We start from the raw sequence: 15,370 nt of genomic DNA, 5'->3' as shown, positions 1-15,370 counted from the left end.
GGGCCCCTCGGGGCCCCACTGCGTTTGTGGCGCGGCTCGCGCCTTACTGTGTCGACAGGCTCAGCCCCGCATGCTCACGCAGTGGGTGGAAGTGCACCAGCGGGTGGCGCTCGGCCGTCAGGCGCAGGTCATACGCCGAGGTCATCATGTAGGCCAGGGTGTCGGCGGCGTCCAGCGCCAGCTTGCTGGCGTTCTCGTCGGTGAACTTCTTCATGGCTTCGGGTGTGTCGGCCGTGATCCAGCGGGCGCCCACGAAGCGGCAGGGCATCAGGCGGATGTCCACGCCGTATTCGGCCTTCAGGCGGTGCTGCACCACTTCGAACTGCAGCTGGCCGACCGCACCCAGCAGCATCGAGCCGCCCACTTCGGGCCGGAAGACCTGGATCGCGCCTTCTTCACCCAGTTGCAGCAGGCCGGCTTGCAGCTGCTTGCTCTTCATGGGGTTGGCCAGCTCGACTGTCTGGAACAGCTCGGGCGCAAAGAAGGGCAGGCCGGTGTACTGCAGGGTGATGCCATCGGTGATGGTGTCGCCCAGCTGCACGCCGCCGTGCGTGGTGAAGCCGATGATGTCGCCAGCAAAGGCCTCGTCCACCGCTTCGCGGCGTTGTGACAGGAAGGTCACCACCGAGGTGGGGCGCAGCTCCTTGCCCGAGCGCTGCACCTTGAGCTTCATGCCCGGGGTGTACTTGCCCGAGCACACGCGCACAAAGGCAATGCGGTCACGGTGCGAGGGGTCCATGTTCGCCTGCACCTTGAACACCACGCCCGAGAAGTTCTCCATCTCGGGCAGGATCTCGGTGTGCGAGCCGTCCTTTTCGGTTGACAGGCGAGGGCGGGGCGAGGGGGCCAGGTCCACCAGGGCGTCCAGCACCTCCTGCACACCGAAGTTGTTCACGGCCGAGCCGAAGAACACCGGGGTCTGCTTGGCGGCCAGGAACAGGTCCAGATCGAAGGTGGGGGCGGCTTCGGCCATCAGCTCCATATTGGCCTCGGCCAGTTCCCAGTCGTGGCCAAAGCGGGCGTGCAGCTTGTCGCGCTCACTCAGGGGCACGACCTCGTCGTCGCCGCCGCGCTTGTCGGCACCGGCGTCGAACAGGCGCATGCTCTGCGTGCGCAGGTTGACGATGCCGCCAAAGGTCTTGCCCTGGCCCACCGGCCAGGTCATCGGCACGCAGGGCATGCCCAGCTCCTGCTCGACCTCATCGAGCAATTCGAGCGGGTCGCGGCCTTCGCGGTCCATCTTGTTGACGAAGGTGATGATGGGCGTGTCGCGCTGGCGGCACACCTCGATCAGGCGCTTGGTCTGCGCTTCCACACCGTTGGCCGCGTCGATCACCATCAGGGCCGAGTCCACGGCCGTCAGCACGCGGTAGGTGTCTTCCGAGAAGTCCTTGTGGCCCGGGGTGTCCAGCAGGTTGACCACGTGGTCGCGGTACAGCATCTGCATGACGGACGAGGCCACCGAGATCCCGCGCTGCTTTTCGATTTCCATCCAGTCGGATGTGGCATGGCGCGAGGCCTTGCGCCCCTTCACGGCACCCGCGATGTGGATGGCGCCCGAGAACAGCAGCAGCTTTTCCGTCAGCGTGGTCTTACCGGCGTCAGGGTGGGAAATGATGGCGAACGTGCGACGGCGGCCGGTTTCGGGCGCGAACGGCGAAGACGGCGATGGGGATGCAGAGGTAGACACGACAAGGAGCTCCGGGCGAACCCGACATGCTAGCTGATTCGGCCGAACTGAGGGCAGCCTGAGGCAGGGGGCGGGGCTGCTTCACCGGGTTGTCGTTTCCGTCATGCAAAATGGGCGTGACAAGTTAGGGATTGTTCTGCCGTGGAACATCCGTGAAACTCAAAGGCTGCCATGTCCGATCAGCGTAGTCACGACCACATCATGGGATCCGTTCAACCCCCGCCTCTGGGCACGTTCAAAGTCCTGCTTGTGGACGACCACGACCTGGTGCGGGTCGGTCTGCGGACCGTCCTCAACGAGGTCGAGGACATGAAAATCCACTGGCTGGAAGCCGACAACCTGCATGACGCCATGCGGCTGTACGGTGCCGAGCCCGATGTGGCCCTGGTCCTGCTGGACCTGAACATGGCCGACTGCAAGGGCCTGCAGGGCCTGCGCCAGTTCATCGAGGCTTACCCTCAGGCGCGCGTGGCCGTCATGAGCGGCACGCAAGATGAGTTCGTCATCGGCCAGGCCAAGGGGCTGGGCGCCGTGGGTTACCTGCCCAAGGCCTATTCCCCTTCGCTGACCCGCTCCAGCATCGTCGGCCTGCTGACCGAATACTCCTATGCCGCGGCCGTGGCCACGCCCGCCGGTGCCTCGGCCGTGCGCTTTCCGCGTGCGCCCTCGGCGTCCAGCTATGACCGCGTGGCCGAGCTGGGCCCGCGCCACCTCGAAATCCTCGAGCTGGTGCTGTCGGGCTGCTCCAACCAGGAAATCAGCAACTCCACCAAGCTGTCGCTGGGCACGGTCAAGAACTACGTCTCGACCATCCTGTTGGCACTGGACGTCAAGTCCCGCTCGCACCTGATCAGCCTTTTCCGCTGATGCCGTGCTGATGTCTTGCTGACCACGGCGGCCCGCGCGTGACCTACCGCATTGCCCAGGACACGGGCCCGAGCGCGTCCGAGCTCATTGCCGAGAGCAACAGCCAGCAGCGCAACGACCTGCTGCTGGCGCAGATCCACGCGCTCTACAGCACGAACTGGTTCACCTCGGCGGGCGCCATCGTCACGGCGATGACCTTCTGGGTGGCCTATCTGGCCTACACCGGCGACCGCCTCGTGCTGATCTGGGCGGCCATGGTGCATGCCACCCAGGCCGTGCGCATCCTCAATGGCTGGGTCTACCAGCGGGACGACCGCGCCTGGCAGCGCATGCTGGTGTGGCGTCGGCGTTTCATGGTCGGCTTGCTGGCGTCGGGGCTGGTCTGGGGTTCGGCGCCCCTGTTCGTGCTGCCCACGCCCGATCTGGCCACCGTTTGCCTGATGATGCTGGTGATGCTGGGCATGGGCTCGGGCGGCATCGGGGTCATCGTGGCCTACCGCCCCGCGATCTGGGCCTGGCTGCTGCCTTTGTTGCTGCCCTTGCCGGTCCTGCTGCTCTGGTTCGATGCGCCGCTCAAAAGCCCGCTGGCCATCTTCTCGCTGGCCTACCTGGGGGTGAACCTGGCCTTTGCCTTCGGGCAGAACGCGCTGCTGGTCAAGGCCCTGAAAGCCCAGTTCGACAACGCCGAGCTGGTGGCCCAGTTGCGCCACCAGATGACCCTGGCGGCCCAGGCCGACAAGGAAAAGAGCCGTTTCGTGGCCTCGGCCAGCCATGACCTGCGCCAGCCCATGCACGCGCTCGGCCTGTTCGCCAGCGCCCTGGAAAAGCGCCTGGCCGGCACCTCCGAGGCGCCGCTGGTCAGCAACCTCAACCGCTGCATCGAGTCGCTGGACCGCTCCTTCAATGCCATGCTGGACATCTCCAAGCTGGACGCCGGCGTAGTGGAGCCGCAGCTGCAGTCCTTCCCGATCCGCGATGTGTTCCGCCGCCTGCACATGCACTTTGCCGGCCAGGCCGAGGGGGCCGGGCTGCACCTGCGCTTCAAGCCCGGTGGCAAGCACGTCACCAGCGACCCCCAGCTGCTGGAGCGCATCCTCAGCAACCTGATCCAGAACGCCATCAAGTACACCCGTGATGGCGGCATCGTCGTGGTGGCCCGCAACTCGGGCCCCAACGTCAACATCGAAGTCTGGGACACCGGCATCGGCATCCCCGAGGCCGAGCTGCCCCGCGTGTTCGACGAGTTCTACCAGTTGCACAACCCCGAGCGTGACCGCAACCGGGGCCTGGGCATGGGCCTGGCCATCGTCAAGCGTCTGGCCTTGCTGCTCAACCACCCGCTGACCGTGGCCTCCACCGTCGGCAAGGGCACGATGATCCGCCTGGCCGTGCCGCAGACCGACCTGAACGCGCTGCATGGCATGAACCTCGAAGCCGAGACCGTGCCCTCGCCCATCGGCAATGCCCGCACGCTGCTGTTCATCGACGACGAAGAAGACATCCGCGACAGCATGGCCTTGCTGCTGCGGGAGTGGGATTACGAGGTGCTGGTGGCCAGCAACATCAACGAGGCCTGCCTGCTGGCGGCCAACCACCCCGAGCCCATCCACGCCGTGCTGTCCGACCTGAGGTTGCGCAATGGCGAGGACGGCCTGCAGGCCATCAACGCCATCCGCCATGTGCTGGGCTACCAGATCCCGGCCGTGCTGGTCACGGGGGACACCTCGCCGGACCAGGTCAAACGGGTGCACGACAGCGGGCACCGTGTGCTGTTCAAGCCCGTTTTGCCCAAGGAGCTGTTTTCCATGTTGCGGCAGCTGTCCTGAGCCGGGCCCCCGTGGTCCAGGGGTAACCCACCCCTAGCCCTTGGGGGATCGTCACCTAGGTCACTTGCCTGAGTGTGAACTAGTTCATAGTCTGCGGCCTTGTGCCTGCAATTTTGTCTGCACCTTTTGCTGTGCTTTTGAGGGGAGCCCGGATGCCGCGGCGAACACTGTTTGAATCAGCCAGGCGGCCTGCGGGCCTCCTGTCCACCTTGACCTTGGCCGTGCTGACGCTCGCCAGCGGGGCAGCCATGGCCCAGGCCAATGTCGGCGGGGATGCCGAAGGCCGCCAGACGGCCCAGGCCTTGCTGCGTGTGCGCGAGGCCACCCAGCCGCGCACCCTGGTCAACGAAGGTCAGGCCCTGCTGGACCGCGATGTCATCAAGCTCGACGGCTACGCGTATTGCGGGCAGGCCACCAGCCTGGCCGAGCAAGGGGACTTCCGCCAGAGCATCCGCGCGGCCAGCAAGGCCCTGTTCCTGGGCGAGCGCGACAAGAAGCCCGACTTGCAGGCCCTGGCCCACCGTGACCTGGCCATGGCCTACCTGTACGCCGGCAAGATCGACGAGGCCGAGCAGTACGCTCGCAGCGCCCTGCTGTTCCCTGGTGCCAGCCCCGAGCAGGTGCTGGCGCCCGCGCACAAGATCCTGGGTGACGTGGCCGCCCGCCGTGGCAACCAGGCCGTCGCCATCACCGAGTACAACGATGCCTTGAAAACAGCCAGCGAGCGCTACCGCCCGCAGATCTTGGTGTCTCTGGCCAATGCGCTCAACGCCTCGGGTCAGCCCAAGCAGGCCCTGCAACAGCTTGATGCCATCGGCCCCGAGGCCCGCGCCGCGCTCGCCAACTTCTACCTGCGCAGCCGCGCTGCCGCCCTGCTGGCCGATGACCAGCCCGAAGCCGCCCTGGCCGTGTACGACCAGATCGCCACCGGTGACCAGACCGCCGACTCCGAATACCAGCGCCTGTGGGCCCTGGTGGGTGTGGGCAAGGTGCACCTCAAGCGCAACGACAAGCCGCAAGCCCTGGCCGCCTTCCTGAAGGCCACCACCCTGGCCAACGGCCTGCGCGCCAAGTTCCGCAGCGAGGAATTCCGCACTGGCCTGTTCGGTGACCTGCAAGCCGTGTTCGACCAGGCGCTGGCCCTGGCCGTCGAGCAAAAGGACTTCGTCACCGCCTGGAACCTGTCCGAAGACTCGCGCTCGCGCCAGTTGCTGGACTCAGTCCGTGGCCGTGCCGATGATGCGCTGGGCGGGCGCCTGTCGCTGCCCCAGTTGCAAGCCCTGCTGCGCCCCGATGAAGGCGTGCTGGAGTTCCACGCCGTGGGCGACCAGCTCGTGGTCTGGACGATCCGTGCCAACAGCTTCGAAGGCCGGGCCCTGGCCCTGCCGCAAGCGGCCCTGGCACGCGAGGTGGACGAGTTCCGCCGCAGCATCATCGAGCGCAAGCGCGATGTCGATGCACAAGGCCAGGCGCTCTACAACAAGCTGATGGGCTCGGTGAAGCTGGGTGACGGTGCCAATGCCACCACGCGCCTGTTCATCGTGCCGCATGGCCCCTTGCACTACCTGCCCTTCCAGGCCCTGCATGACGGCCAGGGCTACCTGATCGCGCGCACCGCCATCGCTGTGTGGCCTTCTGCCTCGGTCGGTGGCCAGCTCTGGTCGCGCCCGAGCAAGACCGTCAGCGCCTTGCTGGCTTTTGGCAACCCCGCCACGCAAGAGAACGTGCCCCTGCCGGGTGCCGAGCGCGAGGTCAACGAGGTCTCCGCGCTGTTCAAGCAAAAGCAGATCTTCGTGCAGCGTGATGCCACCAAGATGACCTTCAAGCTGCGCGCCAACCAGTCGGCGGTGCTGCACGTGGCCGCGCACGCCGAGGTCGACGATGTGGACCCGCTGTTCTCGCGCATCCTGCTGGCCAATGACGGCCAGGACCGCGGCCTGCTCGAAGCCCGAGAGGTCTACGGCCTGGACATGCACAGCGTGAGCCTGGTCACCCTGTCGGCCTGCGAAAGCGGCTTGGGCAAGGTGCAAAAGGGTGACGAGATCGTGGGCTTCACCCGCTCCTTCCTGTCGGCCGGTGCCAGCAGCATGGTCGCCTCCCTGTGGCCGGTGGCCGACGACTCCACCGAAGCGCTGATGACCCGCATGTACCAGTCCATGAGCGAAGGTGCCGACCTGATGGACGCGATGCGCACGGCGCAGACCGAGGTGCAGAAGCGCCGCCGTTTTGCCCACCCCTTCTTCTGGGCCCCCTTCAACGTGATCGGCAATGGCCGCATGCAACTAGGAAGCTGAGATGTCACGTGCAGCCGTATCTTTTGTCCCGCTGGCCCTGATGGCCGCGCTGCTCCCGCTGGGCACGGCGCAGGCCCAGGTGGCCGCCGCCTCCCCGGCGCCCCGCGCGGGCGACATCCTGCGTGATGTGCCCACCGAGCCCGCCATGCCGGCCTTGCCCAATGTGGCCCCACTGGAGGCCACCGCACCCGTTGACAAGGCCCCGGCCGTCAGCTTCGTGCTGCGCCGCTTCGAGGTCCAGGGTGCCACCGCCTTCACGCCCCAGCAGCTCTCGATGCTGGCCGAGCCCTATGTCGGCAAGACGATGTCCGAGGGTGATCTGTCCGCCCTGATCGGGGCCCTGCGCAAGCGCTATGAAGACGCCGGCCTGGGCCTGGCCTCCATCGGTTTCCCCACACAGGACGTCAGCCAGGGCGTGCTCAAGGTCGAGGTGGTCGAGCCCAAGCTGGCCCGCGTCCAGGTGCCGCTGGGCGCCGACGCCCCCGTGAGCGAAGCCCGCGTGCGGGGCCTGCTCAACACCTTCTGCCTGGGCTCGGGCCGCCTGCTCAACACCCAGTCGCTGGAGCGCGTCATGTTCGCGCTCAACGACAGCCCGGGCGTGCAGGCCAAGGCCACCTTGTCGCCCTCGGGTGACGAAGGCACCTACAACCTGGCCATCCAGGTGACGCCGCGCCGCGCCTGGGATGCCTCGCTGGCCGTGGACAACCAGGGCGTGAGCTACGCCGGCCGCTGGCGTGCCACGGGCCTGTTCCGCTTGAACAACCCCCTGAAGATCGGCGACAACCTGGACCTGCAGGCCGTGCAAAGCACGGGTGGTGGCGTCAAGGTAGGCCGCATCGCGTATGAGATGCCCGTGGGCTACACCCCCGCGCGCCTGTCCATGGCCTATGCCCAGGTCAACTACGCCTTGCGCGGTGAATTTGCCGAGCTGAACCCTTATGGCACCGCCGATGTGGCCGAGGTCAACCTCAGCTATCCCCTGGTGCGCGCCCGCAACCGCACGGTGGTGGCCCGTCTGGGCTACGACGAAAAGTACCTGCGCGACCACCTCACGCTGCCCTTCCTGGGTGAGCAGGTCTACAGCAAGCACGTGCGCGGGGCCGTGGCCGGCCTGAACATGGAGTCCCGCGATGGCTGGATGGGCGGCGGCTTCAACGGCGCTTCGGCCCAGTTCCACTGGGGCCGCCTGCGCCTGAACTCACAGGACGACCAGGCCTGGGACGACAGCCTGGGTGAGCTGGGGCACGCGGGTGCCTTCGGCAAGGTCGAGTTGCAGTACTCGCGCCTGCAGGCTGTGGCGCGCCAGGTGTCGCTGTACGCCAGTTTGAGCCAGCAACTGGCCTCGCGCAACCTGGACCCGGCCGAGAAGATGTCCCTGGGCGGCCCGCGCGGTGTGCGTGCCTACCCATCATCTGAAGGTGCCTCTGACGAAGCCACCCTGTTCACCAGCGAACTGCGTTTGTGGCTCAACCCGAACTGGACCGTGTTCGCGCTGTACGACTGGGCCAAGGGCCGCCGTGAGCGCGATACCGATCCGGTCAACTTCAGCAGCAACGACATCCAGTTGCGCGGGGCCGGGCTGGGGTTGGCCATCAGCTACCCCGACATCGCCACCATCAAGGCCACCGTGGCCTGGCGTGGCCAGCGCGCCGTCGAGACCGAGCCGGGCAACGACAAGGTTCGTGTGTTCGTGCAAGCCCAGCATGCCTTTTGATTCATGAGGCTCGTGATGCAGACTCTTTCTTCCTCCAAGCGCCACAGCCGGGCTCTCGTCCGCCTGCGCCCTCTGATGATCGCCTTGTGCGCGGCGGGGTATGCCTCGGCGACCCTGGCGGTGTTGCCCTCGCGCACCATCGATGCCCAGACTGTGCCGGAGGTGGGCAACACCTACGGCGGCATCACCTCGAATGTGTCGACCTCCGCCAACGGTGCAGTCACGCTCACCATCAACCAGAGCACCGCCACGGGCGTGGTTGAAGTCAGCCGAAGCACCGCCAACGGTCAGTACCAGATCTCCGGCTTGAGCGTAGGCCGCAATGCCAGTGTCGAGGTGTTCGCCCCCACGGCCAGCTCACTGACGGTGCTGCGTTCTTTGGGGCAAGACCCCAGCTACATCTATGGCCGCATCACGGCCAATGACCGCCTGTTCGTGATCAACCCCAATGGCATCTACGTTGGCGCCACGGGCAGCGTCAGTGCAGCGAGTCTGGTCATGTCCGCCTTGGATCTGTCTTCAGACTATGTGGCCAACAACTACGCCAAGCTGTTCGCCGACACCCACGTGGTGTTCACCGCTGGCGCATCGGGTTATGGCTATGGTTCGTATGGCAGCCCTGTGGTCGAGATCGAAAAGGGCGCCACGCTCACGGCCACCGATGGTGGCGGCGTGATGCTGATCGGTGACCGCGGTGTGCGCAACGCCGGTGGCATCTCTGTGGGCTCGGGTGGCGACATCACCCTGGTGGCCGGCGCCACGGTCGAGGCCAACATCGGTGACAGCGGCTACATCAAGCTCAGCACCGTGGCCGATGCATCGGTGCCAGGCCAGGTCACGGACTTCACCGGCCGCTCGGTGGTCAACACCGGCACACTGGATGCGCCCAACGGCACCGTGACCTTGCAGACCAAGGGCGATGGGTTTGGGGGCAATGTGTTCGGGGACCCCACCAGGCTCAGTGGCCTCGTCACCGAAGGCTCGCTTGCGGGCGTCTTCAACGCCGGTACCATCCGTGCCAATGGCGTCAACGGTGGGCAAGGCACGGTCAAGCTGATCGCTGAAGGCCCTGACGCCGCGGCCATGAACTCCGGCACCATTGACGTCAGTGCCAAAGATGCCCGCTCACTGGCCGGCAGCATCCTGATGTCGGCCTCGACCGTGATGGTGGGCAACCGTGATGGTGGCAGTGCCCAATTGCTGGCTGAGGGCCCGTTGGGTGGTGGCACGATCACGCTGAACAACGCCACGGTCACGGGCAGCGAATCCAGCAGCCTCATTCGGGTTGAATCCAGCTCGACGCTGTCTGCCGACGCGACCGACAACGGCAGCGGCGGGCGGATCACGTTGTCCAGCTTCGATGGGCTGACTGAGGCGCAGTTGAGCAACGATGCCAACATCGGCACGGTGCGCGTCTATGGCACCTTGCAAGCGCGTGGTGGTGTCAACGGCGGCAACGGCGGCACCGTCGACACCGTGGGCACCTATGTCAACGTCCAGGACGTCAACCTGGGCCGCGCCAGCATCTTGGTGGGCGCGCGGGCGGCGGGGGCCGTCGGTGGCGTGTGGTCCGTGTATGCGCCGGGCCTGACCATCGGCGCCAACGTGCCCAGTGTCAGCCAGGGTAGCAACCAGTCCGAGACCTACATCACCGATACCGACATCAACGCTGTGCTCAACAGCGGTGGCAATGTGGCCATCTCGACCAGTTTCAAGGCCTTGGCGGCTGATACCAAGGCGACCGTGAACCTGAGTGGGGGCGTCTTGACCGTCGCCAGCGGGACGCAGATCCAACAAAGTGAAGGGCTGGGCGGCAACCGGCTCCACCTGCAATCTGCGGGTGATCTGACGGTGGAGGGTGGTGTCACCGTGGCCTCGACAGCGGGCCCACTCAATGTGTCGTTGATGGCCGATTCCTACGGTACGGGTAAAGGCAGCGTGATTCTGGATGGCGCGAGCCGGTCTGTGGATACCAGGCAGGGCCTGGAAGTTGCACCCGAAGGTGGCATCGTCATCCAGACCAATGGCGGCAACCTCAATCTGATTGGCGCGACGAACCCGGCCGTTGCGGGTACCGCGTCCGTCAATGGCAATCCGGGTGTGTCCATCAATGGCACGGTGATCAGCACCGTTGGCAGTGCTGGCCGCGGCGACGTGCTCGTCAAGGGTTCGGGCGGCGTGGCGGGCGACAGCGTCAGCCTCGATACGACCGTGGCCAGCCAGATCGGTGTGGCCATTGGCGGCGGCACGACCATCGACGCTGGCAACGTCACCATCCTGGGCAACAGCACCTCGGTGGCCGGTGTCAGCCTGGCCAACACGACCATCAGCACCGACAAGGGTGTCATCGACATCCGCGGCGTGTCCGAAGGCGGTCGCACGGTGCCCTTCAGGGAGCAGCCCATCGGGGTGGACATCGGCGCGGGCGTGACACTCAATGCCGGCCAGGGTTCCGTGCGCATCCTGGGGCGTGGTGTGCGTGAGGCGGGGGCCACCCTGACGGGCCTGGCCGATACCTATGGCGTGCGGGCCAATGACTTGCTGGTCACCACCAGCGGCGTCAACCCCGGCCAGCAGATCACGATCGTGGGGCAGTCGGTGGGCTCTGCCGGCGCGGGCATCCAGGTGGATGCAGGTCAGCCTGGCATCCAGGTCTATGACCAGGCATCCACGAGTGGTGCCCTGATTGCATCGAACGCCGACATCGTGATGGGCGCCAGTGCCGATGCCGCCGCGCCGCAGGCCTTGAACCTGGGCACGCCCACGTTCAACACAAACGGCCGCCTCAACTTCCGGCCGGCCGGTGTGAGCGCGGACGGCAATCTCACCGAAGCCACGGCTACGGCGATCCGCGTGGGCACAGTGGCGGGCGCCATCCCCACCAACTTCATCGTGCAGCCAGGCTGGTTCAACGCGGCGGTGAACCCTGGCGTCTCGGCTGGGGTGACCACCGTCATCGGCTCGAACGTCCATTCGGGGCAGATCAGCGTGGAAGATGGCGCCCTCAACGGCGCTGGCAAGGTGACGCTGCAGAACCAGAACGAGCAGGCGAGCGCCTCGGCCAGTGGCAGCGGCAGTGGCAACAAGACCGCTGCGGCCGCCGCCCCAGCGCCTGGCGGCATCGACCTGGGCGCCCAGACCGGAGCAAACCCTGCGCTCAACCTGACGCTGGCCACGGCCGGTGACATCACGCAAAGCGGGCCCATCAACGTGGCTTCGCTTCAGGTGATCGGCGCGCCGGGCAGCAAGGTCCAGTTGAACAACCCGGGTAACCAGATCAGCAGCGCCATCTTCAACAACGGTGTGCTGGCGCCACAGATCAATGCGCAGTCCCTGCCGCAGTCCACGACCACGGCCACGGCCATGGGTTACAGCGTGAACACGGGCGACACCGCGAGCAATGCCTTTGTGCCGCTGGCCATCAACTTCACGACCAACCGCAACGAGGGGCCTTACCTCCCGCCCGAAGACCGCCCCAAGCTGCCCTTCGAGTCCGTGGATGCCCTCAACGAGCTGCGCACCGACGTCTACCTGCACGGCCAGTTCTCGCGCCCGCAGCTGTGCACGCCAGCCAACACGCTGGCCGCAGCCACGGCAGGCGCGGGTGGGGCTGACCCGCTCTCGCTGGAGTGGACCAAGGTGCGCCGCGGCGCCCAGCTGAGCAACTGCTCGGGCGTGCAGGCCGACGGCAACTGCTCGGCCTTCTGACGAGGGTCAAGAAACAGGGGGGATGTGGTGCCCGGCGCAACGCAACCCCCTAGTTTCAGCCCCCCTTCAGCTGCACATGACTTTTGGCAGGTGTGAGGCCCTCTTCTCGAACCTAAAGTGCGTGTCATCCTCTGATAACGCAGTGAAGAGTCGGAACACACCATGGCCCTGATTGATGTCGATACCCTCCTGGCACCGGTTGGCGAGAGCGAACCCTGTGGCCCGGATCTGGAATACGACAGCGCCTTCCTGGCCCTGGACGAAGCCGCGCGTGGCAAGCCCGAGCAGCAGTTCGGCGACACCATCATCCCCGCAGAAGAGCCCGACTGGCGCAAGGTCCAGACCCTCTCCAGCGAGCTGATGACCCGCACCAAGGACGTGCGCGTGGCGGTTCACCTGCTGCGCTCGTCCACCCGGCTGCAAGGCCTGGGCGCGGCGGCCGATGGCCTGCGCCTCCTGCACGGCCTGCTCACCCAATACTGGGACCACGTCCACCCCATGCTGGACGCGGACGACGACAACGACCCCACCATGCGCCTCAATGCGCTGGCCCCCCTGGTTGATGGCGCCGGTTTCCTGGCCGATGTCCGCAAGTCCGGCCTGGGTGCCGGCCGCAGCAGCATCACCGGCCGGGATTTCGAGCTGGCTGCCGGCAAGGCCCAGCCTTACGAAGGCGAGAGCGTCACCCCGCTGGCCGGTGTGATCGCCGCGCTGCAGGAGGCCGAAGGCCAGCAAGCCGGCCTGCTGGCCGCGCTGGCCGGCATGGCCGCCACCGTGGCATCCATCGACGCCCTGGTCACCGAAAAGGCCACCATCTCCGGCCCCGAGTTCCGTCCCTTGCGCCTGCTGTTGCAGGTCATCGGTGATGTGGCCACACAGGCCTCGGGCGCGGCAGCCGGTGCCGACAATGCGGCGGCAGCAGATGTGGGCGGCGATCCCACCTCGGCGACAGGTGGCGCCGCCCACGTTGCTGTGGCCGCTGGCGTGCTGCGCACCCGCGACGACGCGGTGCAGGCACTTGAAAAAGTCTGCGAGTGGATCGAGCGCAACGAGCCCTCCAACCCCGCCCCCCTGCTCATCCGCCGCGCCCAGCGCCTGATGAGCAAGAACTTCATGGACATCATCCGCGACCTGGTCCCGGACGGTGTCGACACGATTTCCAAGCTGGCTGGCGTCCCTAACGACCAGTACTGATTCTCAACGCCATTGAAACCCAACGACCCAGGAGCGAAGCATGGCCACCAGTAGTCAAAAATTCATTGCCCGTAACCGTGCGCCTCGCGTGCAGATCGAGTACGACGTCGAGCTCTACGGCGCTGAGAAGAAGGTTCAACTGCCCTTCGTGATGGGCGTGCTGTCCGACCTGTCGGGCAAGCCGGCCGAGCCGCTGGCCCCGGTGGCCGACCGCAAGTTCCTGGACTTCGACGTCGACAACTTCGACGCCCGCATGAAGTCCATGAAGCCCCGCGTGGCCTTCCAGGTGCCCAACACCCTGACCGGTGAAGGCAACCTCGCCATCGACCTGACCTTCGAGAGCATGGACGACTTCTCGCCCGCCGCGGTGGCCGCCAAGGTGGACGGCCTCAAGCAGCTGCTCGAAGCCCGTCAGCAACTGGCCAACCTGGTCACCTACATGGACGGCAAGACCGGTGCCGAAGAGCTGCTGGCCAAGGTCCTCAAGGACGAGGCCCTGCTCAAGTCCCTGGCCTCTGCCAAGAAGCCCGAAGACGGCGCTCAATAACAAAGCCCTAGCTAGGAGTTGACGACATGTCCGAAGCACAAGTTCAAAGCGCAGCCCTGCAGGGCGTTCAATACGAAGGCGGTGATTTCGCCTCCTTGTTGAACAAGGAATTCAAACCCCAGAACGACAACGCCAAGTCGGCCGTTGAACAAGCCGTTCTGACCCTGGCCCAGCAAGCGCTCTCGCAGACCAAGCTGATCAGCAGCGACGTCATTGGTTCGATCGAAGCCATGATCGCCGCGCTCGACCAGAAGATGTCCGAGCAGGTCAACAAGATCCTGCACAACCCCGAGTTCCAGCAGCTGGAATCGGCCTGGCGGGGTCTGAGCTACCTGGTGAACAACACCGAGACCGACGAAATGCTGAAGATCCGTGTCTTCAACATCTCCAAGAACGACGTGGGCAAGACGCTCAAGAAGTTCAAGGGCACGGCCTGGGACCAGAGCCCCCTGTTCAAGAAGGTCTACGAAGAGGAATACGGCCAGTTCGGTGGCGAGCCCTTCGGCTGCCTGGTGGGTGACTACTTCTTCGACCACACGCCACCCGATGTCGAGTGGCTGGGTGAAATGGCCAAGGTCTGCGCCGCAGCCCACACGCCTTTCATCGCCGCGCCTGGCCCTGGCCTGATGGGCATGGAGTCCTGGCAAGAGCTGGCCAACCCGCGTGACCTGACCAAGATTTTCACCACGCCCGAGTACGCCGCCTGGCGCTCGCTGCGCGAGTCGGACGACGCCCGCTATATCGGCCTGGCCATGCCCCGTTTCCTGGGCCGCCAGCCCTACGGTGCCAAGACCAACCCCGTGGAAGCCTTCGACTTCGAAGAAGACATGGCCGGCGCCGACCACACCAAGTACAGCTGGGTGAACTCGGCCTACGCCATGGCGGTCAACATCAACCGCTCGTTCAAGATGTACGGCTGGTGCTCGCGCATCCGCGGCATCGAGTCCGGTGGTGCCGTCGAGGGCTTGCCCACGCACACCTTCCCGACCGATGACGGCGGCGTCGACATGAAGTGCCCGACCGAAATCGCCATCAGCGACCGCCGCGAGGCCGAGCTGGCCAAGAATGGCTTCATGCCCCTGGTGCACAAGAAGAACTCGGACTTCGCCGCGTTCATCGGTGCCCAGTCGCTGCAAAAGCCGGCCGAGTACGACGACCCGGACGCCACGGCCAATGCCAACCTGGCGGCCCGCCTGCCCTACCTGTTCGCCACCTGCCGCTTTGCGCACTACCTCAAGTGCATCGTGCGCGACAAGATCGGCTCCTTCAAGGAGCGTGGCGAAGTCCAGCGCTGGCTGCAGGACTGGATCATGAATTACGTGGACGGGGACCCTGCTCACTCCTCCGAGGAAACCAAGGCCCGTCGCCCTCTGGCTGCCGCTGAAGTGGTGGTCGAAGACGTCGAAGGTAACCCTGGTTACTACACATCGAAGTTCTTCCTGCGCCCGCATTACCAGCTGGAAGGGCTGACCGTGTCGCTGCGTCTGGTTTCGAAACTGCCTTCGCAAAAGGCAGCCTGATCAGTCAGGC

General features: G+C 65.8%; 9 protein-coding genes. 8 read left to right on the top strand and 1 reads right to left on the bottom strand.

Annotation, left to right across the window (positions count from 1 at the left end; translation table 11 throughout):
- Window positions 1–43: 43 nt before the first annotated feature.
- Window positions 44–1,690: a peptide chain release factor 3 gene (locus HY019_RS00820; protein WP_290687580.1), complete on the bottom strand. Its 1,647-nt coding sequence runs from the start codon at window positions 1,688–1,690 to the stop codon at window positions 44–46.
- Between the two features lie 201 nt (window positions 1,691–1,891).
- Between HY019_RS00820 and HY019_RS00815 the strand changes: the two genes are divergently transcribed.
- The 8 genes from HY019_RS00815 (at window position 1,892) to tssC (ending at window position 15,360) form a co-directional block, all read left to right on the top strand.
- Window positions 1,892–2,557, top strand: a complete 666-nt coding sequence (locus HY019_RS00815) for a response regulator transcription factor (RefSeq protein WP_290687578.1) — start codon at window positions 1,892–1,894, stop codon at window positions 2,555–2,557.
- 38 nt (window positions 2,558–2,595) lie between these two features.
- On the top strand, window positions 2,596–4,383 hold the full coding sequence (locus HY019_RS00810; protein ID WP_290687576.1) for a hybrid sensor histidine kinase/response regulator: 1,788 nt from the start codon (window positions 2,596–2,598) through the stop codon (window positions 4,381–4,383).
- Between the two features lie 152 nt (window positions 4,384–4,535).
- On the top strand, window positions 4,536–6,677 hold the full coding sequence (locus HY019_RS00805) for a CHAT domain-containing protein (RefSeq protein ID WP_290687574.1): 2,142 nt from the start codon (window positions 4,536–4,538) through the stop codon (window positions 6,675–6,677).
- 1 nt (window position 6,678) lies between these two features.
- Complete coding sequence (locus HY019_RS00800; RefSeq protein WP_290687573.1) at window positions 6,679–8,391, top strand: ShlB/FhaC/HecB family hemolysin secretion/activation protein; 1,713 nt, start codon at window positions 6,679–6,681, stop codon at window positions 8,389–8,391.
- 15 nt (window positions 8,392–8,406) lie between these two features.
- Window positions 8,407–12,099: a filamentous hemagglutinin N-terminal domain-containing protein gene (locus tag HY019_RS00795; RefSeq protein WP_290687572.1), complete on the top strand. Its 3,693-nt coding sequence runs from the start codon at window positions 8,407–8,409 to the stop codon at window positions 12,097–12,099.
- A 162-nt stretch (window positions 12,100–12,261) separates the two neighbouring features.
- The gene (gene tssA, locus HY019_RS00790; RefSeq protein WP_290687571.1) at window positions 12,262–13,293 is read left to right on the top strand and encodes a type VI secretion system protein TssA; all 1,032 of its coding nucleotides are present in this window, start codon (window positions 12,262–12,264) and stop codon (window positions 13,291–13,293) included.
- 40 nt (window positions 13,294–13,333) lie between these two features.
- Window positions 13,334–13,840: a type VI secretion system contractile sheath small subunit gene (tssB, locus tag HY019_RS00785; protein WP_035037307.1), complete on the top strand. Its 507-nt coding sequence runs from the start codon at window positions 13,334–13,336 to the stop codon at window positions 13,838–13,840.
- A 26-nt stretch (window positions 13,841–13,866) separates the two neighbouring features.
- The gene (tssC, locus tag HY019_RS00780; RefSeq protein WP_290687569.1) at window positions 13,867–15,360 is read left to right on the top strand and encodes a type VI secretion system contractile sheath large subunit; all 1,494 of its coding nucleotides are present in this window, start codon (window positions 13,867–13,869) and stop codon (window positions 15,358–15,360) included.
- Window positions 15,361–15,370: the final 10 nt, after the last annotated feature.

Source organism: Aquabacterium sp. (assembly GCF_016195855.1).
Taxonomy (GTDB): Bacteria; Pseudomonadota; Gammaproteobacteria; order Burkholderiales; family Burkholderiaceae_C; genus Aquabacterium.
Note: the sequence above shows the minus strand (reverse complement) of the source record. Positions and strands in the feature narration are given on the sequence as shown.

Bases quoted from the DNA above. Each gene is read 5' to 3' on its own strand.
- tssC (WP_290687569.1), top strand. From the start codon at position 13,867: ATGTCCGAAGCACAAGTTCAAAGCGCAGCCCTGCAGGGCGTTCAATAC.
- tssA (WP_290687571.1), top strand. From the start codon at position 12,262: ATGGCCCTGATTGATGTCGATACCCTCCTGGCACCGGTTGGCGAGAGC.
- HY019_RS00805 (WP_290687574.1), top strand. From the start codon at position 4,536: ATGCCGCGGCGAACACTGTTTGAATCAGCCAGGCGGCCTGCGGGCCTC.
- HY019_RS00795 (WP_290687572.1), top strand. From the start codon at position 8,407: ATGCAGACTCTTTCTTCCTCCAAGCGCCACAGCCGGGCTCTCGTCCGC.
- tssB (WP_035037307.1), top strand. From the start codon at position 13,334: ATGGCCACCAGTAGTCAAAAATTCATTGCCCGTAACCGTGCGCCTCGC.
- HY019_RS00800 (WP_290687573.1), top strand. From the start codon at position 6,679: ATGTCACGTGCAGCCGTATCTTTTGTCCCGCTGGCCCTGATGGCCGCG.
- HY019_RS00815 (WP_290687578.1), top strand. From the start codon at position 1,892: ATGGGATCCGTTCAACCCCCGCCTCTGGGCACGTTCAAAGTCCTGCTT.